The organism is Micromonospora sp. WMMD730 (assembly GCF_049178955.1).
GTDB lineage: Bacteria > Actinomycetota > Actinomycetes > Mycobacteriales > Micromonosporaceae > Micromonospora > Micromonospora wenchangensis.
In genome coordinates this window covers 1,623,008-1,638,729 of sequence record NZ_JBMHML010000002.1, presented here as the reverse complement: position 1 = coordinate 1,638,729, position 15,722 = coordinate 1,623,008, and the positions used below count along the sequence as shown (strand labels likewise).

General features: G+C 74.6%; 14 protein-coding genes. 5 read left to right on the top strand and 9 right to left on the bottom strand.

The features are described 5' to 3' along the window. Nucleotides 1–4 precede the first annotated feature (4 nt). The 7 genes from mraY to mraZ form a co-directional block, all read right to left on the bottom strand. The gene (mraY, locus tag ACN265_RS07460; protein ID WP_363652018.1) at nucleotides 5–1,141 is read right to left on the bottom strand and encodes a phospho-N-acetylmuramoyl-pentapeptide-transferase; all 1,137 of its coding nucleotides are present in this window, start codon (nucleotides 1,139–1,141) and stop codon (nucleotides 5–7) included. After that, complete coding sequence (locus ACN265_RS07455) at nucleotides 1,138–2,550, bottom strand: UDP-N-acetylmuramoyl-tripeptide--D-alanyl-D-alanine ligase (protein ID WP_377684393.1); 1,413 nt, start codon at nucleotides 2,548–2,550, stop codon at nucleotides 1,138–1,140. The genes mraY and ACN265_RS07455 overlap by 4 nt, the downstream gene beginning before the upstream one ends. After that, the gene (locus tag ACN265_RS07450; protein ID WP_421406511.1) at nucleotides 2,547–4,109 is read right to left on the bottom strand and encodes a UDP-N-acetylmuramoyl-L-alanyl-D-glutamate--2,6-diaminopimelate ligase; all 1,563 of its coding nucleotides are present in this window, start codon (nucleotides 4,107–4,109) and stop codon (nucleotides 2,547–2,549) included. Before ACN265_RS07450 ends, ACN265_RS07455 begins: the two co-directional genes overlap by 4 nt. A 52-nt stretch (nucleotides 4,110–4,161) precedes the next feature. Beyond that, a complete protein-coding gene (locus tag ACN265_RS07445) occupies nucleotides 4,162–6,156 on the bottom strand; it encodes a peptidoglycan D,D-transpeptidase FtsI family protein (protein WP_421411413.1) in 1,995 nt (664 codons plus the stop codon). Between the two features lie 374 nt (nucleotides 6,157–6,530). Then, the gene (locus ACN265_RS07440) at nucleotides 6,531–7,133 is read right to left on the bottom strand and encodes a hypothetical protein (RefSeq protein ID WP_421406509.1); all 603 of its coding nucleotides are present in this window, start codon (nucleotides 7,131–7,133) and stop codon (nucleotides 6,531–6,533) included. Further along, nucleotides 7,130–8,239, bottom strand: a complete 1,110-nt coding sequence (gene rsmH, locus ACN265_RS07435; protein ID WP_421406508.1) for a 16S rRNA (cytosine(1402)-N(4))-methyltransferase RsmH — start codon at nucleotides 8,237–8,239, stop codon at nucleotides 7,130–7,132. Before rsmH ends, ACN265_RS07440 begins: the two co-directional genes overlap by 4 nt. Nucleotides 8,240–8,447: 208 nt before the next feature. Next, nucleotides 8,448–8,879: a division/cell wall cluster transcriptional repressor MraZ gene (gene mraZ, locus ACN265_RS07430; protein ID WP_357931139.1), complete on the bottom strand. Its 432-nt coding sequence runs from the start codon at nucleotides 8,877–8,879 to the stop codon at nucleotides 8,448–8,450. 354 nt (nucleotides 8,880–9,233) lie between these two features. Here mraZ and ACN265_RS07425 point away from each other — a divergent pair, with 354 nt between their 5' ends. The 3 genes from ACN265_RS07425 to ACN265_RS07415 are packed head-to-tail and all read left to right on the top strand — an operon-like array spanning nucleotide 9,234 to nucleotide 11,893. Beyond that, complete coding sequence (locus tag ACN265_RS07425; protein ID WP_363652083.1) at nucleotides 9,234–10,481, top strand: MurT ligase domain-containing protein; 1,248 nt, start codon at nucleotides 9,234–9,236, stop codon at nucleotides 10,479–10,481. Further along, nucleotides 10,471–11,193: a type 1 glutamine amidotransferase gene (locus ACN265_RS07420; RefSeq protein WP_145920988.1), complete on the top strand. Its 723-nt coding sequence runs from the start codon at nucleotides 10,471–10,473 to the stop codon at nucleotides 11,191–11,193. Before ACN265_RS07425 ends, ACN265_RS07420 begins: the two co-directional genes overlap by 11 nt. A 16-nt stretch (nucleotides 11,194–11,209) precedes the next feature. Continuing rightward, nucleotides 11,210–11,893, top strand: coding sequence for a TVP38/TMEM64 family protein (locus tag ACN265_RS07415; protein ID WP_421406506.1), 684 nt, complete (start codon nucleotides 11,210–11,212; stop codon nucleotides 11,891–11,893). Between the two features lie 42 nt (nucleotides 11,894–11,935). On the opposite strand, the gene ACN265_RS07410 is transcribed toward ACN265_RS07415, so the two are convergent. Then, entirely contained in the window at nucleotides 11,936–12,613 is a 678-nt protein-coding gene (locus ACN265_RS07410; protein WP_421406504.1) for a response regulator, read from the bottom strand. Further along, the gene (locus tag ACN265_RS07405) at nucleotides 12,610–13,833 is read right to left on the bottom strand and encodes a sensor histidine kinase (RefSeq protein WP_421406503.1); all 1,224 of its coding nucleotides are present in this window, start codon (nucleotides 13,831–13,833) and stop codon (nucleotides 12,610–12,612) included. The genes ACN265_RS07410 and ACN265_RS07405 overlap by 4 nt, the downstream gene beginning before the upstream one ends. A 132-nt stretch (nucleotides 13,834–13,965) precedes the next feature. Between ACN265_RS07405 and ACN265_RS07400 the strand changes: the two genes are divergently transcribed. Beyond that, a complete protein-coding gene (locus ACN265_RS07400; protein WP_421406502.1) occupies nucleotides 13,966–14,877 on the top strand; it encodes an ABC transporter ATP-binding protein in 912 nt (303 codons plus the stop codon). Beyond that, the gene (locus tag ACN265_RS07395; RefSeq protein ID WP_420115726.1) at nucleotides 14,874–15,716 is read left to right on the top strand and encodes a hypothetical protein; all 843 of its coding nucleotides are present in this window, start codon (nucleotides 14,874–14,876) and stop codon (nucleotides 15,714–15,716) included. Before ACN265_RS07400 ends, ACN265_RS07395 begins: the two co-directional genes overlap by 4 nt. Nucleotides 15,717–15,722 lie beyond the last annotated feature (6 nt).

The window sequence follows — 15,722 nt, the reverse complement described above, 5'->3', positions numbered from 1 at the left end:
TCGGTCAGCCCATGCTGGCCAGGAAGTCGCTGTAGAACAGGCCCAGCGCGATGGCCACCCCGATGCCCGCGATGATCCAGAAGCGGACCACGATGTTGACCTCGCTCCAGCCGGCCAACTCGAAGTGGTGCTGCAGCGGGGACATCCGGAACACCCGCTTGCCGGTGGTGCGGAACGAGATGATCTGGATCACCACGGACATCGTGATGATCACGAACAGCCCGCCGAGGATCGGCAGCAGCAGCACCGTCCGGGTGGACATCGCCATCCCGGCGATCAGCCCGCCGAGGCCCAGCGCGCCGGTGTCGCCCATGAAGATCCGGGCCGGGGAGGTGTTCCACCACAGGAAGCCCACGCAGGCCCCGGCCGCCGCCCCGGCGATCAGCGCGATCTCCAGCGGGTCCCGGACGGCGTAGCAGTAGTTGTTCGGGTTGGCGGTGTACGTCGGGTCGGCGCACCAGTGCCGGTACTGCCAGAACGCGATCAGCGCGTACGCCGCCAGCACCATCACCGAGGCGCCGGTGGCCAGCCCGTCCAGCCCGTCGGTGAGGTTGACCCCGTTGGTCGCCGCCATCACCACCATGATGATCACGATCACCGAGGCGACCTTGCCGATCTCCAGGGCCGGGATGTCCCGGATGAAGCTCAGCGTGGTGCTACCCACGGTCTCGGTGTTGGTCGTCGCGCCGCTGGCGTCGGTCATGCTGCTCGGGAAGTACAGCGCGACCACCCCGAAGACCGCGCCGACCAGGATCTGCCCGAACAGCTTGCCGCGCTTGTTGAGCCCGCCGCTGTGCCGCTTGCGCACCTTGAGGAAGTCGTCGATGAAGCCGACCGCGCCGGAGAAGACCATCAGCCCCAGCAGCACCAGGGCGGTGATGGTCGGCTCGACCTGGGCGATCTGCGCGTCCGGCAGGGTGGTCAGGGCGAGGTGGCCGGCGACGTACGCGATCACCGTGGCCAGGATGAACACCACGCCGCCCATCGTCGGCGTGCCCTTCTTGCCCTCGTTGCTGGCCAGCCCGAGGTTCGACCGGATCGGCTGGCCGGCCTTGAGCCGGGCGAACACCTTGATCGCCAGCGGGGTGGCCAGCAACGACACCAGGAACGCCACGCCGATGGCGACGATGACCGCCCTCACGCGGCACCCCCCGCGCCCGCGCCGGCCCCGGAGGCGTCGACCCGCAGCGCGTCGGCGACCTCCCAGGTGCGGTACCGGGAGCCCTTCACCAGGACGACGTCGCCCGGTCGTAGCTCGCTGCGCAGCACCTCGACTGCCGCCGCCTGATCGGTGAGCAGCACCGACTCTCCTCCCCAGTCACTTACCGCTGTCGCGCCCTCGTGGATCGGCGCGGCCGGCTCACCCACCACGAGCAGCCGGTCGACACCGAGTTCGGCCGCGAGCCGGCCGACCTCCCGGTGCCCCTCGTCCTCGTACGCGCCCAGCTCGGCCATGTAGCCCAGCGCGGCGAACGTCCGCCCGCCCCGGTGCATCCCGGCCAGCGCGCGCAGCGCCACCGCCGTCGAGGCCGGGTTGGCGTTGTACGAGTCGTCGATCACGGTCACCCCGTCGGGACGGGTGAACACGTCCATCCGGCGGGTGGAGACCAGCCCCAGGTCACCCAGGGCCGCCGCCAGCTCGGCCAGCGGCATACCCAGCTCCCGGGCCACCGCCGCCGCGGCGAGCGAGTTGGAGACCTGGTGCCGGCCGGTCAGCCCGAGCCGCACCGGGGCCGTCCCCTCCGGGGTGACCAGGGTGTACGCCGGGCGGCCCCGCCCGTCCAGGGTGACGTCCACCGCGCGCACGTCGGCGTCGGCGGACTCGCCGTAGCGGACCACCCGGGCGGCGGTGCGCGACGCCATCGCGGCGACCAGCGGGTCGTCGGCGTTGAGCACCGCCAGCCCGTCGGCCGGCAGCGCCTCCACCAGCTCCCCCTTGGCCAGGGCGATGTTCTCCACCGAGCCGAACTCGCCCAGGTGCGCCACCCCGACGTTGAGCACCACCGAGATCCGCGGCGGCACCACGTCGCAGAGGTAGCGGACGTGCCCGACGCCCCGCGCCCCCTTCTCCATCACCAGGTACCGGGTCTGCGCGGTGGCCTGCAACGCGGTGTACGGGTGCCCCAGCTCGTTGTTGAACGATCCGGGCGGGGCGACCGTCGGGCCGAGCCGGACGGCGAGCTGCGCGATCAGGTCCTTGGTGGTGGTCTTGCCCGACGACCCGGTCAGCCCGATCACGGTGAGCCCGGGCAGCCGGTCCACCACGGCCCGGGCCAGCCGGCCCAGCGCGGCCAGCGCGTCGTCCACCAGCACCATCGGCACCCCGGGCAGCTCCCGGGTGCCGAGCACCGCCACCGCGCCGGCGGCGACCGCACCGGCGGCGTAGTCGTGCCCGTCCACCCGCTCGCCGGGGAACGCCACGAACAGCGCCCCGGTGACGACCTTGCGGGAGTCGAACTCGACCGGGCCGGTGACCCGGGTGTCCGGGTCGGCGGCGTGCAGCCGGCCGTCGACCGCCGAGGCCACCTCGGCCAGGCTCAGCGGGATCACCGTCGACCCGCCAGGTCACCGAAGCGGACGCGCAGCGCCTCCGCCAGCTCGGTCCGGTCGTCGAACGGGTGCACCTCGCCGGCGATCTCCTGACCGCGTTCGTGCCCCTTGCCGAGCAGCGCCACCACGTCACCCGGCCCGGCCAGCCGGACCGCCTCGGCGATCGCCTCCCGCCGGCCCGGCACCTCGACGATCCGGGCGGCCGCCTCGGCCCCGTACGCCCCGGCCAGCACCTCGGCCCGGATCGTCGCCGGGTCCTCGGTGCGCGGGTTGTCGTCGGTCACCAGCACCACGTCGGCGCCCCGGGCGGCGGCGGCGCCCATCGCCGGACGCTTGCCCCGGTCCCGGTCGCCGCCGGCGCCGATGACGCAGATCAGCCGGCCGGTGCCGGAGTCACGCAGCGCGGCCAGGGCGGCCACCACGGCGTCGGTCTTGTGCGCGTAGTCGACCACGCCGCGCACCGGCGCGTCCCCGCTGACCAGTTCCAGCCGGCCGGGCACCCCGCCGCAGGCGGCCACCCCGGCGGCGGCCGTCGTCGGGTCGACCCCGGCGGCGACCAGGCAGGCGATCGCGAGCAGCGCGTTGGCCACGTTGTGCCGGCCGGGCAGCGCCACCCCGGCGGGCAGGTCGAGCCCGTCCGGGCCGTGGGCGGTGAACCGCTGGGCGTAGCCCTCGCCGCCGACCCGGTCGGCCCACCAGGTGGCGGTCGGGTCACCGGCCGCCGAGTAGCTGACCGTGGCCGACCGGTACAGCGGACGCAGCGCCGGGTCGTCGTGGTTGAGCACCTCGACCCGGCAGCGCCCGTCGAACAGCTTCGCCTTCGCCGCGAAGTAGTCGGCCGAGTCGGCGTGGAAGTCGAGGTGGTCGGAGCCGAAGTTGGTGTAGCCGCCGACGGTGAACCGGACCCCGCCGACCCGCCCCATCGCCAGGGCGTGGCTGGACACCTCCATGACCACCGCGGTCACCCCGTGTTCCCGCGCGGCGGCGAGCAGGGCGTGCAGGTCGGTGGCCTCCGGGGTGGTCCGGACGCTGTCGGTCACCAGGTCACCCAGCCGGGTCTCCACGGTGCCGATCAGGCCGGTGACGTGGCCGGCGGCGCGCAACCCGGACTCGATCAGGTAGGCCGTCGAGGTCTTGCCGGCGGTGCCGGTCACCCCGATCACGGTGAGTCCGTCGGTCGGGTCGCCGTAGACGGCGGCGGCCAGCTCGCCCAGCACCGCCCGGGGGTCGGCGGTCACCAGGACGGGCAGCCCGGTCGCGCCGGCCGCCACGGCGCCGGCCGGGTCGGTCAGCACGGCCACCGCGCCGGCCGTGGCGGCGGCGGCGGCGAACTCCGCGCCGTGCCGGCGGGCGCCGGGCAGCGCGGCGTACAGGTCGCCGGGGCGGACCTCCTGGCTGGCGTGGGTCACCCCGGTCACGACCAGCGCGGCGGCGTCGGCCGGCGGCGTCACGGCGAGCCGGTCGGCGAGGTCGCCGAGCCGGACTCCGGGCACGGTACGGGGGCGTGGATTGCCGGGCACGGCGTCAGACCCTACCCGGTCGTCCGGTTCCGGCCGCACAGCCGCCCCGGTGGTTCGTCGGCACTCACCGATGATGTCCCGCCGTTCCCGGTCAGCGCGGAAAGACCTCGAAGTTGGGGGATTTCCCGCGCGACGGCGGAACCCGGTAGTGACGCAGCGTGAATCCCATCATCTCGCGGAACGCCGGGGCGACGACCGCGCCGCCACCGCCCTCGGGGTTCCACACGAAGACCGCCACCACGTACCGGGGCGCCTCGGCGGGCGCCATCCCGATGAACGAACCGACCTCGCCGGGCTGCTGCTTGCCGTCGACGTAGCGCAGCCCGGTGCCGGTCTTACCGGCCACCCGGTAGCCGGGCACCGCGGCGGCCAGTCCGGTCGCGCCGTCGACGGTGGTCACGGCCTCCAGCAGGGTACGCAGGGCGGCCGCGTTCTGCGGGCTGAGCACCGGGCGGGTGACCGGGGCGGCGGACGGGGTGCGTGTCCCGTCCGCCCCGACCACCTCCTTGATCAGGTGCGGCTGGACGTAGGTGCCGTCGTTGGCGATGGTGGCGTACGCGGCGGCCATCTGCAACGGGGTGGCGTCGACGCTGTGCCCGATCGGCACCGACCCGTACGACGAGCCGCTCCACTGGTCGGAAGGGAGCAGCCGCCCGGACGCCTCGCCGGGCATCCCCTCGCCGGTGGGCTGCCCCAGCCCGAACCGCTTCTGGTAGTCGATCAGCCGGTCGGGGCCGAGCCGGTCGCCGATCTCGATGGTGCCGACGTTGGACGAGTAGGCCAGCATCCCGGCCACGCTGAGCTTCTTGCCGTCGGCCGGGTGGGTGTCGCGAAAGGTGACGTCGCCCCGGGTGATGGTGTTGGCGACCGGCCAGGCGCTGTCCGGGGTGATGATGCCCTCCTGCAGGGCCGCGCCATAGGTGATCGCCTTGTGCACCGAGCCCGGGTCGACCACGAAGCTGGTGGCCGCGTCCTCCCGGTCGGTGGGCCGGCTCTGCTCCGGGGTGGCCGCGTTGTAGGTCGGGTTGCTGGCCTGGGCCAGCACGTCACCGGTCTTGACGTCGAGCACCACCGCCGCGCCGATCGCGCCCCGGGTCTGTGCCATCTGCCGGCTGAGGATCTGCTGCACCTGGAACTGGAGGTCCCGGTCGATGGTGAGCACCAGCGAGCTGCCCGGTTTGGGGTCGGTGGTCTGGCTGTAGCCGCCGGGGATGGGCGCGTTGAGGTCGCCGAGGCCGGCCTCGTACACCCGGCGGCCGTCCTGCCCGCGCAGCACGTCGTCGTAGCGGGCCTCCAGACCCTCCAGTCCGTCCATGTCCTGGCTGGTGAAGCCGACCAGGTTGGCGGCCAGGTCGCCGCCGGGCACCTCGCGGCGTTCGTCGCGGTGGGTGCCGATGCCGGCCAGGTCGAGCGCCTCGATCTGCTTGGCCCGGGCGATGTCGACGCCCCGGGCCAGGTAGCGGAACTGGAGCTTGCCCTTGCGCTTCATCTTCTCGGCCAGTTCGGAGGCCGGGACGCCGAGCAGCGGGGAGAGCAGCTTCGCGGTCTCCGTACGGTCCTTGATCATGGTGGGGTCGGCGAAGACGTAACGGGCCTCGATGCTGCGGGCCAGCGGTGCGCCGGTGCGGTCCTGGATCGAGCCGCGCGGGGCGGGCAGGTCGATGCGGGCGAGCCGGTTGTCGACGCCGCCGCCGGCGTACGCCGGGGTGTCCACGGCCTGCAGGACGACCAGCCGGATGCCGATCACGGCGAAGACCGCGAGCACCAGCATGGTGCCCAGGCGCAGCCGGCGACGCGGCTCGGCGAGCTTCGGCGGGCGGCGCGGCTTGCGCACCGGCCTACGCCCGGCGGGCCGGTCGGTGCGCCGGGGTGCCTCGGTCCGGCGCGGTGCGCCCCGGCCGGGGGTGTCGGTGCGGCGGCCGGGGCGGCGGCGGGGCGCGGGCGGCTCGGCGAACTCGTCGTCGTCGGGGACGGCGCGCGGCGGCACGGTCCGGATGACGCCGGTGCGCCCGGTCGGGGCGGCCTCCCGCCGGCCCGCCCGGTTGGCCGCGGCGCGACCGGCGGCGGCCCGGCCGCCGTCGAGCACCTGCAACGCGGGCCGGAACGGGTCGCCGGAGCGGCCGGCCCGGGGGGTACGCCGCTGTCCGCCCCGGTCCTCGCTGCTCTCCCGGATGGTTCGGCCCCGGGGGGTGTACGCCCGCGCGTCGGAGATCCCCCCGACGTCCCCGGTCCGGGGCTGCCCGGTGCGGGGCTCACCGGCGCGGCCCTGTCCCCGGGGCTCACCGGCGCGGGGTCCGGCGGCCGGGGATTCTCCGCCGCGCGGCTCCGGGGTGCGGGGTTCCGGGGTGCGGGGTTCCGGCGTCCGGGGCCCGCCGCTCCGGGCGGCCCCGCCACGAACCGATCCGCGCCGGGAGCCCGTGGGGTCCCGGCGCGGATCGTCGGATCTCGGTGGCACGGGCGTTACCCCCCGTTGCCCTGCTGGCTGGTGATCGCCGGCTGCCCGTCGGCCGGCTGCGGCACGCCGATCAGCCGACCGTCCGGCAGCCGGATGTACGCCGGTTCGCCCGCCTCGACCAGGCCCAGCTTGCGGGCCTCGGCGGTCAGGTTGCCCGGCTCCTTGGCCTCCTCGATCTCCTTCTCCAGCTGCTGCTGGTCGACGTCGAGGCGGGCCTGCTGCTGCTGGAGCTGCTGGAGCTTGAACGCGTTCTCGTTGATCTTGGTGTTGACCGCGAGGATGCCCAGCACCCCGCCGACGACCAGCACCACGATCAGTGCCGCGAACGGCGCCCGGGGCACCCGGACCGGCGGCGGCGGCGCCACCCGCAGCCGGGGCGACCCGGCGGCGGTGGCGGCGGTACGGGTGGCCGGCTGCTCCGCCGGCCGCAATGCGGCACTGCCCTGGGTGGGGAACTCGCGCGCCCCCCGGCGCGCCTCCCCCGCTCGACCGGTGAGGTCCGCCGGCGTCGTGGTACGGGCCGTGCGCTGCGCCGTGGTCCGGCCCCCCGACCGCGGTGCGCGCTGCCCGACGACCGCGTCGCGGCCGTCACGCTTGTTGACGTTCATGTCCCCTCCCCCTGTTCGTCCGTCCTGCCGTCCCCCGGGATCGCCTCCAGGTCCACTGTGGAACCCCGTGTCGACCCCGTGCCCGGTTGGTGCATCGCCCTGACCCGTCGGCCGGACCGTTCGCGGTCGGTCCGCCCCTGGTGACCGGTGGCCGGGTCGAGTCGCTCCGCCGCCCGCAGCCGCACGGACGCGGCCCGCGGGTTCGCGGCGACCTCGGCCTCCCCGGCGAGCTCGGCACCCCGGCTGAGCAGCCGGAACGTCGGACCCGACCCGGGGAGTTCCACCGGGAGGTCGACCGGGCCCTTACTGCGGACCCGGTCGGCGAGCGCCTGCTTGGTGAGCCGGTCCTCCAGCGAGTGGTAGGACAGGACCACCATGCGACCGCCCACGTGGAGCTTGTCGAGGGCGGCCGGCAGCGCCGTCTCCAGCACCGCCAGTTCCCTGTTTACCTCGATGCGTAAAGCCTGAAACGTTCTCTTGGCCGGGTGTCCCCCGGTTCGTCGCGCTGGTGCCGGAATGCTCTCCCTGACCAGCTCCGCCAGCCGGGCCGAGGAGGTGATCCGACCCCGCTCCCGCTCCCGCAGGATCGCCGAGGCGATCCGGCCGGCGAACTTCTCCTCGCCGTAGACCCGCAACACCCGGGCCAGGTCCGGGTGGGAGTAGCTGTTGACCACCTCTTCGGCGGTCACCCCCCAGGTCTGGTCCATCCGCATGTCCAGCGGCGCGTCCTGGGCGTAGGCGAACCCGCGGTCGGGCGCGTCGAGTTGCAACGACGAGACGCCCAGGTCGAACAGCACCCCGTCGATGCCCGGGTAGCCCAGCCGGTCCACCACCTCGGGCAGCTCGTCGTAGACGGCGTGCTCCAGGTGGATCCGGTCGGCGAACCGGGCCAGCCGGACCCGGGCGTGCGCCAGCGCCTCGGTGTCCCGGTCCAGGCCGATCAGCACCGTGTGCGGATGCCGTTGCAGCACCGCCTCGGCGTGACCGGCCAGCCCCAGCGTGGCATCGACGTGGACCGTACGGCCGCCCCGGTCCAGCGCGGGGGCCAGCAGCTCGAGGCACCGCTCAAGCAGCACCGGCACGTGCGTGCCGCGAAGCTCCCCCATGTCGACCCCCACTGTGGAATATGTCTCGTCGTGTCGCGCTCTGCCCGTCGGACGACGCCGTGCCGTCGTACCGCCAGATCCCCATCCGCTCCCGCCCCGGCCCCGGGCCGACGCCCGGAGTGGAGATCGTGCCCCTGGCACCGGGGAAGGGGCGCCAGGAACTCGAAAGCGGCTGGAGATCTCGCAGTACGTCGGGCGTCGCCGCGCCCTACAGACCGCCGGGCAGCACCCCCTCCTCGATGTCGGCGAAGTCGTCTTCGCTGTCGGCGAGGTAGCTCTCCCAGGCCGTCCGGTCCCAGATCTCCACCCGGGTGGACGCCCCGATCACCACCAGGTCCCGGTCGAGCGCGGCGTAGGACCGCAGGTGGGACGGGATGGTGACCCGGCCCTGCTTGTCGGGGACCTCGTCGTGCGCGCTGGCGAAGAAGACCCGGCTGTAGGCCCGGGCCGCCTTGTTCGTCATCGGTTGCGCGCGCAACTGGTCGGCGATCCGGTGGAACTCGGGCGTGGGGAAGACGTAAAGGCAGCGATCCTGCCCTTTGGTGATCACGACACCCCCCGCCAGCTCGTCCCGGAACTTGGCCGGAAGGATCAAACGGCCCTTTTCGTCCAGGCGCGGAGTGTGGGTGCCGAGGAACATCGGCCCAACCCCCTTGCCCTGAGCGGCGTTCGCGGCGCCGCTGACCCCCTGGGCCGGTGGGCCCTCCCGGCCTCACCATTGCGCCCCACTCTACTCCACTTCCCTCCACCTGCAACCAGAATCGCCGCCCCGGCCCGTCGCCGTCGCGGCTAAAACCGCACGTCAGAGCGGGTGGAGCGGAGTGGAGGGGCGCGCCGGGCCGCAGCCGCGTCCGCTACCCGACATAGATCGACTCCATCCGGTGGAGCGTCCGCCGACCGGATGCCCGGCCCGCCCCGACCGAACGGTTCGCCGTCGGCGGCGATCTGGCGGGCGCGGGGGTCCGGTAACCTCGCTCGCGTGACGGACGCGAAGATGCCCCTGCGGGCGAAGGTGGCCAGCTCCGTGTCGAGGACCGCCGCGGCGCTGTCGCGCGCCGCCGGCCGGGGCGACGGCTCGGTGATCGGCGGATGGATCGGCCTGAAGATCGACCCCGACCTGCTGGCCCACCTCTCGGCCGGACGCGCCATCGCGCTGGTCTCCGGCACCAACGGCAAGACCACCACCACCCGGCTCAGCGCCGCCGCCGTCGGCGTGCTCGGCCGGGTCGCGACCAACTCGTTCGGCGCCAACATGCCCACCGGGCACACCTCGGCGCTGGCCAAGGCCGGCAGCACCCCGTACGCGGTGCTCGAGGTCGACGAGCACTACCTCGCGCAGGTGCTGGAGGCCACCGAGCCGCACGTGGTGGCCCTGCTCAACCTCTCCCGCGACCAGCTCGACCGGGCCAAGGAGGTCGCCATGATGGCGCAGCTCTGGCGCGCGGCGCTGGTCCGGCACACCGACGTACGGGTGGTGGCCAACGCCGACGACCCGATGGTGGTCTGGGCGGCCACCCCGCCCGCCGACCCCGCGCAGGGCATCCGCCCGCCGCACGTCACCTGGTTCAGCGCCGGCCAGCGCTGGCACGACGACTCCTGGGTCTGCCCCGAGTGCGGCTCCACCATCCAGCGCTCCGGCGAGCAGTGGTGGTGCTCCGGCTGCCCGCTGCGCCGCCCGGACGCCCAGTGGACGGTGGAGGACGACGGCGTGCTCGACCCCACCGGGGCCTGGCACAAGGTGACCCTCCAGCTCCCCGGCAAGGTCAACCTCGGCAACGCCGCCACCGCGCTGGCCGTCGCCGCCGAGTTCGGGGTACGCCCCGTCGACGCCGTCTCCCGGCTGCACACGGTCACCTCGGTCGCCGGCCGGTACGCCCAGGTCGACCGGGACGGGCGCAACATCCGGCTGCTGCTGGCCAAGAACCCGGCCAGCTGGCTGGAGGCGTTCGACATGGCCGACGAGGCGCCCACCCTGCTGTCCATCAACGCCCGTGACCCCGACGGGCTGGACACCTCCTGGCTGTTCGACGTCGACTTCGCCCCGCTGCGCGGCCGGCAGGTGCTGATCACCGGCGACCGCGCGTACGACCTGGCGGTCCGGCTCGACGTCAACGGGGTGCCGTTCCAGCACGTCCGGGCGTTCGGCGAGGCGGTCCGGGCGGTCCCGCCGGGCCGGCTGGAGGTCATCGCGAACTACACCGCCTTCCAGGACATCCGAGCGGAGTTGGACCGTGTCAACTGAGAGCCTGCGTATCGTCTGGATCTACCCCGACCTGCTCTCCACCTACGGCGACCGGGGCAACCTGCTGATCCTGGCCCGCCGGGCGCAGCAGCGCGGGATGCCGGTCGAGGTGCTGGAGGTCCGCTCCGACCAGCGGCTGCCCGCCACCGCCGACATCTACCTGCTCGGCGGCGGCGAGGACGGCCCGCAGGCGCTCGGCGCGCAGCGGCTGCTCGCCGACGGCGGCCTGCACCGGGCCGTCGCCCAGGGCTCGGTGGTCTTCGGCGTCTGCGCCGGCTACCAACTCCTCGGCACCTCCTTCTTCGCCAAGGGCACCCGGTGCGCCGGGCTGGAGCTGCTCGACCTCTCCTCCGACCGGGGTCCGACCCGGGCGGTCGGCGAGCTGGCCGGCGAGATCGACCCCCGGCTGGGCGTGCCGCCGCTGTCCGGGTTCGAGAACCACGGCGGCCGGACCCACCTCGGCCCCGGCGTGTCGCCGCTGGCCCGGGTCAGTGCCGGGGTCGGCAACGACGGCGTCACCGAGGGCGCGTGGCGGGGCAAGCTGCTGGGCACGTATTCGCACGGGCCGGCGCTGGCCCGCAACCCCGCCCTGGCCGACCTGCTGCTGCGCTGGGCCACCGGCGCGCACCAGCTCCCGCCGCTGGACGACACCTGGGCCGAGCGGCTGCGCACCGAACGCCGCGCCGCCGTGGCCGCCGCCGCCCGCCCGTGACGCCCGCCGCCCGCCCGTGACCACCGCCGTCCGGCGGCTGCTTCGCCAGCCGTCGGCACGTCGGTTCGCCCTGCTGCTGGTCATGCTCGCGGGGTTCCTGGTGCTGCTGCTGGTCACGCCGCACCCGGACGTCGCCGAGCTGCCCCGGCTGGCCGACTCGCTCGGCGGGTACGCCCCGGTGCTGGGCGTGGTGGTCGGGGCGCTGCTGCTGGTGGCCCTGGTCCCCCGGACCTTCGTCACGCTGGCGGCGGGAGCGGTGTTCGGCCCGTTGGAGGGCGCGGCGTACGCGCTCGGCGCGGCACTGCTGGCCGCCGCGCTCGGCTTCGCCGTCGGCCGGGTGCTGGGCCGGGAGTTCGTCGCCGAGCGGGTACGCGGCCGGCTGGCCCGGCTCGACGGCTGGTTCGCCCGGCAGAGCGTGCTCGGCGTGATCACCGTACGGATGCTGCCGGTCGCCGGGTTCGGGCTGGTCAGCTACGGCTACGGCACCACCGGCGCGCGGGTGCTGCCGTTCCTGGTCGGCAGCGTGCTGGCCTCCGCCCCGACCGCCTTCGGCTACGCCGCCATCGGCGCGGCGGCCAGCTCCCCCGGCAGCATCAACTGGTACGCCGCCGCCCCGGCCAGCCTCGGGCTGATCGCCAGCGCGGTGCTGGCGTACCAGTGGTGGCGGGCGGAGCGCGCCCGCCGTCTCGACCCGGGCTGACCCCGGCCGGACCGTCAGGTGACGTGCCACCGCCCCGGTGGATCAGGACCCCCGTTCCGCGTCCCGGTGTGCGGGGTCGACCAGTCCGGCCTCGTAGGCGGCGATGACCAGGTGCACCCGGTCCCGTGCGCCGAGCTTGGTGAACAGCCGGGCCACGTGGGCCTTGGCGGTGGCCGCGCTGATGAACAGGTGCGCGGCGATCTCCGCGTTGGACAGTCCCCGACCCACCAGGGTCAGCACCTCGCGTTCCCGCCCGGTCACCCCCGGCAGGGGGCGCTGGTGGGGCACCCGGTCGGGGCGGCGGGCGAACTCGGCGATCAGCCGACGGGTCACCGCCGGCGCGATGAGGGCGTCGCCGGCGGCGACGACCCGGACCGCGCCGAGGATGTCGTCCAGGGCCATGTCCTTGACCAGGAATCCGCTCGCCCCGGCACGCAGTGCGCCGTGCACGTGCGCGTCGTCGTCGAACGTGGTCAGCACCAGCACCCGGGTCGGGCCACCGGCGGCGGTGATCGCCCGGGTGGCGGTGATGCCGTCGGTCCCGGGCATCCGCAGGTCCATCAGCACCACGTCGGGCAGCACGTCCCGGGCCAGCCGGACCGCCTCCGCGCCGGTGCCGGCCTCACCGACCACCTCGATGTCGGGCGCGTCGGCGATCAGCACCCGCAGACCGGCGCGGACCAGCGGCTGGTCGTCGACGAGCAGCACCCGGATGCTCACCCGTCGGCCCCGGCGGGGACCCGTCCGCCGTCGACCGGCAGGCGGGCGGCGACCCGGAAGCCGCCCTCCGGGCGCGGCCCGGCGGCGAACCGGCCCCCGAGCAGCGTCACCCGTTCCCGCATGCCGACGATCCCGTGTCCGACGCCCGCGCCGCAGGGCGGAGTGCCCCGGCCCGCGTCGACCACCTCGACACGCAGCCCGTCCGGCAGATAGCCGAGGGTGACCCGGCACTGGTCGACGCCCGCGTGCCGGACCACGTTCGTCAGCGCCTCCTGCACGATCCGGTAGGCGGCGAGGTCGACCTCCCCGGGCAGGGGTCGGGGCGGGCCCTCCCGGCGTACCGTCACCCGGACCCCCGCGTCGGCGGCGACGTCGACCAGCCGGCCCAGGTCCGCGAGACCCGGCGGCGGATCCAGGGACGCCGCCGCCTGCTGCGGGTGACGCAGCGCTCCGACGGTACGCCGCAGCCCGGCCAGCGTGTCCCGGCTGGTCTGCTCGATGGCGGCGAGTGCGGCCCGGGCCTGTCCCGGCTGGGTGTCGATGACCCGGGCACCGACACCCGCCTGGATGGCGATGACACCGATGCTGTGCGCCACCATGTCGTGCACCTCCCGGGCGATCCGCAGCCGCTCCGCGGTGACCGCCTCGACGGCGGCGTGCGCGCGTGACTCCTCGGCGTGCCGACGGCGGGCCCGTGCCGCGCCGCCGGCCACCACGGCGGCGACCACCAGCAGCACCGAACTGGTGGCCCGGTCGACCGGGCCGGTGGCTGAGTTGACGAAACCCGCCGTGACCTGCAGCACGAGCACCACGGCGGCGGCGGGGACCGCGATCCGGCCCGGGAAGCGTGCCGCGACCAGCCCCACCATCGCATCGACGACGAGGAACTGCAGGTACCAGACGGCGGACAGGTAGCCGTTCTCCCAGGCACTCGTCGCCACGGTCACCGTGCAGGCCCCGGCGAGCGCCAGCCCCAGCGCGAGCAGCGGGCGACGCCCCAGCAGGGCGGCGGGCAGCAGCACCACCAGCGCCGGCGCGAGGTAGCGCAGCGGAATTCCCGGCACGCTCCCGTCGGGGGTGGGGACCGGCAGGAGCGGACCACCGATGCCGACGGTCGACGCGAGCAGCACCACGAGTGGGAACAGGCCCACCCCGGCCCAGATCAGGACCGTCCGCACCCGGCGGGCGACGGGAGCCGGACGGGCGGCGACGGCACGCATGGGGACACCGTAGCCAGTGGGCGGCCGGGTGGTCATCGGCCGGCGGGCGTACGCCCCGGGGCCTACCCCGCGGGGCCGGAAGCGGCCGGCGGTACGACGCCCGGCAGCGCACCGTCCGGCAGCGTCGAACCCGTGATAGAGATACGTGACCTCACCAAGCGGTACGGCCGGACCACGGCCGTCGACCGGCTCACCCTCACCGTCCGGTCCGGGCACGTGACCGGATTCCTCGGGCCCAACGGCGCCGGCAAGTCCACCACCCTCCGGCTGCTGCTCGGCCTGCACCGCCCGACCAGCGGCAGCACCCTGATCGACGGGCAGCCGTTCGCCGCACGCCGGCGCGGGTTGCGGCACGTCGGCGCGCTGCTCGACGCGGGCGACGTGCACGGCGGGCGCAGCGCCCGGTCGCACCTTCGGGCGCTGGCCGCCAGCAACGCCATCGGCCGGTCGCGGGTCGACGAGGTGCTGGGCGAGGTGGGCCTGAGCGGGGTCGCCGGACGCCGGATCGGTGGTTTCTCGCTCGGCATGAAGCAGCGGCTCGGTATCGCCGCCGCGCTGCTGGGCGATCCGCCGACGCTGCTGTTCGACGAGCCGTTCAACGGCCTCGACCCGGCGGGGGTGCGGTGGGTGCGCGAACTGTTCCGGCGGCTCGCCGCCGAGGGCCGGACCGTCCTCGTCTCCAGCCATCTGATGAGCGAGATGGAACAGACCGCCCAGCACCTGGTGGTGATCGGCCGGGGCGAGTTGATCGCCGACGAGAGCCTGGCCGAGTTCGCCGCCCGCAGCGTCCGGACGCAGGTCGTGGTCCGTACGCCCGACCCGACGGCGCTGACCGTCGCGGTGCGCGAGGTGGGCGCGGACGTCGGGACGGCCCCCGACGGGGCGCTCACGGTGACCGGCCTGAGCCCGACGGCGCTCGGCGACCTGGCATTCACCCGGGGCATCCCGGTGCACGAGTTGATCACCCGGTCCACCTCGTTGGAGGAGGCGTTCATGAACCTCACCGCCGACCGCGTCGACTACCGGGCGGGAGAACACCGGTGACCGCACCGACCGAGGCCGCCCGGGGCGCCGGCCGCCGGGCCGTCGAGCCCGCCGCCCGCTTCCGTGACCTGCTCGCCGCCGAGTGGCTCAAGCTGTGGTCGCTGCGGTCCACCTACGGGTCGCTGGCGCTGATCGCGGTGTCGGCCATGCTGTTCAGCGTGCGGGCGGCCCTGGCCGACCACCACAACTGGCCTGGCTACTCGGCGGAGCGGCAGGCCGCGTTCGACCCGATCCACGACGCCTTCCCCGAGGAGGGGTGGTTGTTCGTCATCCTCGCCGCCGGGGCGGTCGGCGCGGTGACGATCGCCGGTGAGTACGCCAGCGGCCAGATCCGTACGACGTTCGCCGCCGTACCGGCCCGATCCGCCGTCGCCGCCGCCAAGGTGCTGGTGTTGGCGACGGTCATGCTGGTCGTCGGGGTGCTGACCGCAGGTGTGTCGTTCGGGTTGTCGCAGGCCATCCTCGCCGACCGGGGGGCCGGCGCGTCGCTCGGCGAGCCGCAGGCGTTGCGGGCGGTGGTCGCCTCGGCGCTGCTGCTACCGGTCTGCGCGCTCATCGGCCTGGGCTTCGGCGCGTTGCTGCGGCACACCGCCCCGGCGATCGTCGCGACCACGGGGCTGCTGCTCCTGCTGCCGCTGGCCTTCGACCTGGAGAACCGGTGGACGGCCGCGATCCACAACGCCCTGCCGGTACCGGCCTGGGAACGGCTCGTCGCGAACCCGTACATCCAGTTCAACGAGCACCTCGCCACGGTCCCGGGTTCCTGGGTGGCGCTCGCCGCCTGGCCGGTCGTCGCCACCCTGGTCGCCGCGCTGGTCGTGCACCACCGCGAACCCTGACCCGCC

Excerpts from the sequence above, each read along its gene's own strand:
- rsmH (WP_421406508.1), bottom strand. The coding sequence starts at position 8,239 with ATGGGGGAGCTTCGCGGCACGCACGTGCCGGTGCTGCTTGAGCGGTGC.
- ACN265_RS07425 (WP_363652083.1), top strand. The coding sequence starts at position 9,234 with ATGCCCCTGCGGGCGAAGGTGGCCAGCTCCGTGTCGAGGACCGCCGCG.
- mraZ (WP_357931139.1), bottom strand. The coding sequence starts at position 8,879 with ATGTTCCTCGGCACCCACACTCCGCGCCTGGACGAAAAGGGCCGTTTG.
- ACN265_RS07440 (WP_421406509.1), bottom strand. The coding sequence starts at position 7,133 with ATGAACGTCAACAAGCGTGACGGCCGCGACGCGGTCGTCGGGCAGCGC.
- ACN265_RS07405 (WP_421406503.1), bottom strand. The coding sequence starts at position 13,833 with ATGCGTGCCGTCGCCGCCCGTCCGGCTCCCGTCGCCCGCCGGGTGCGG.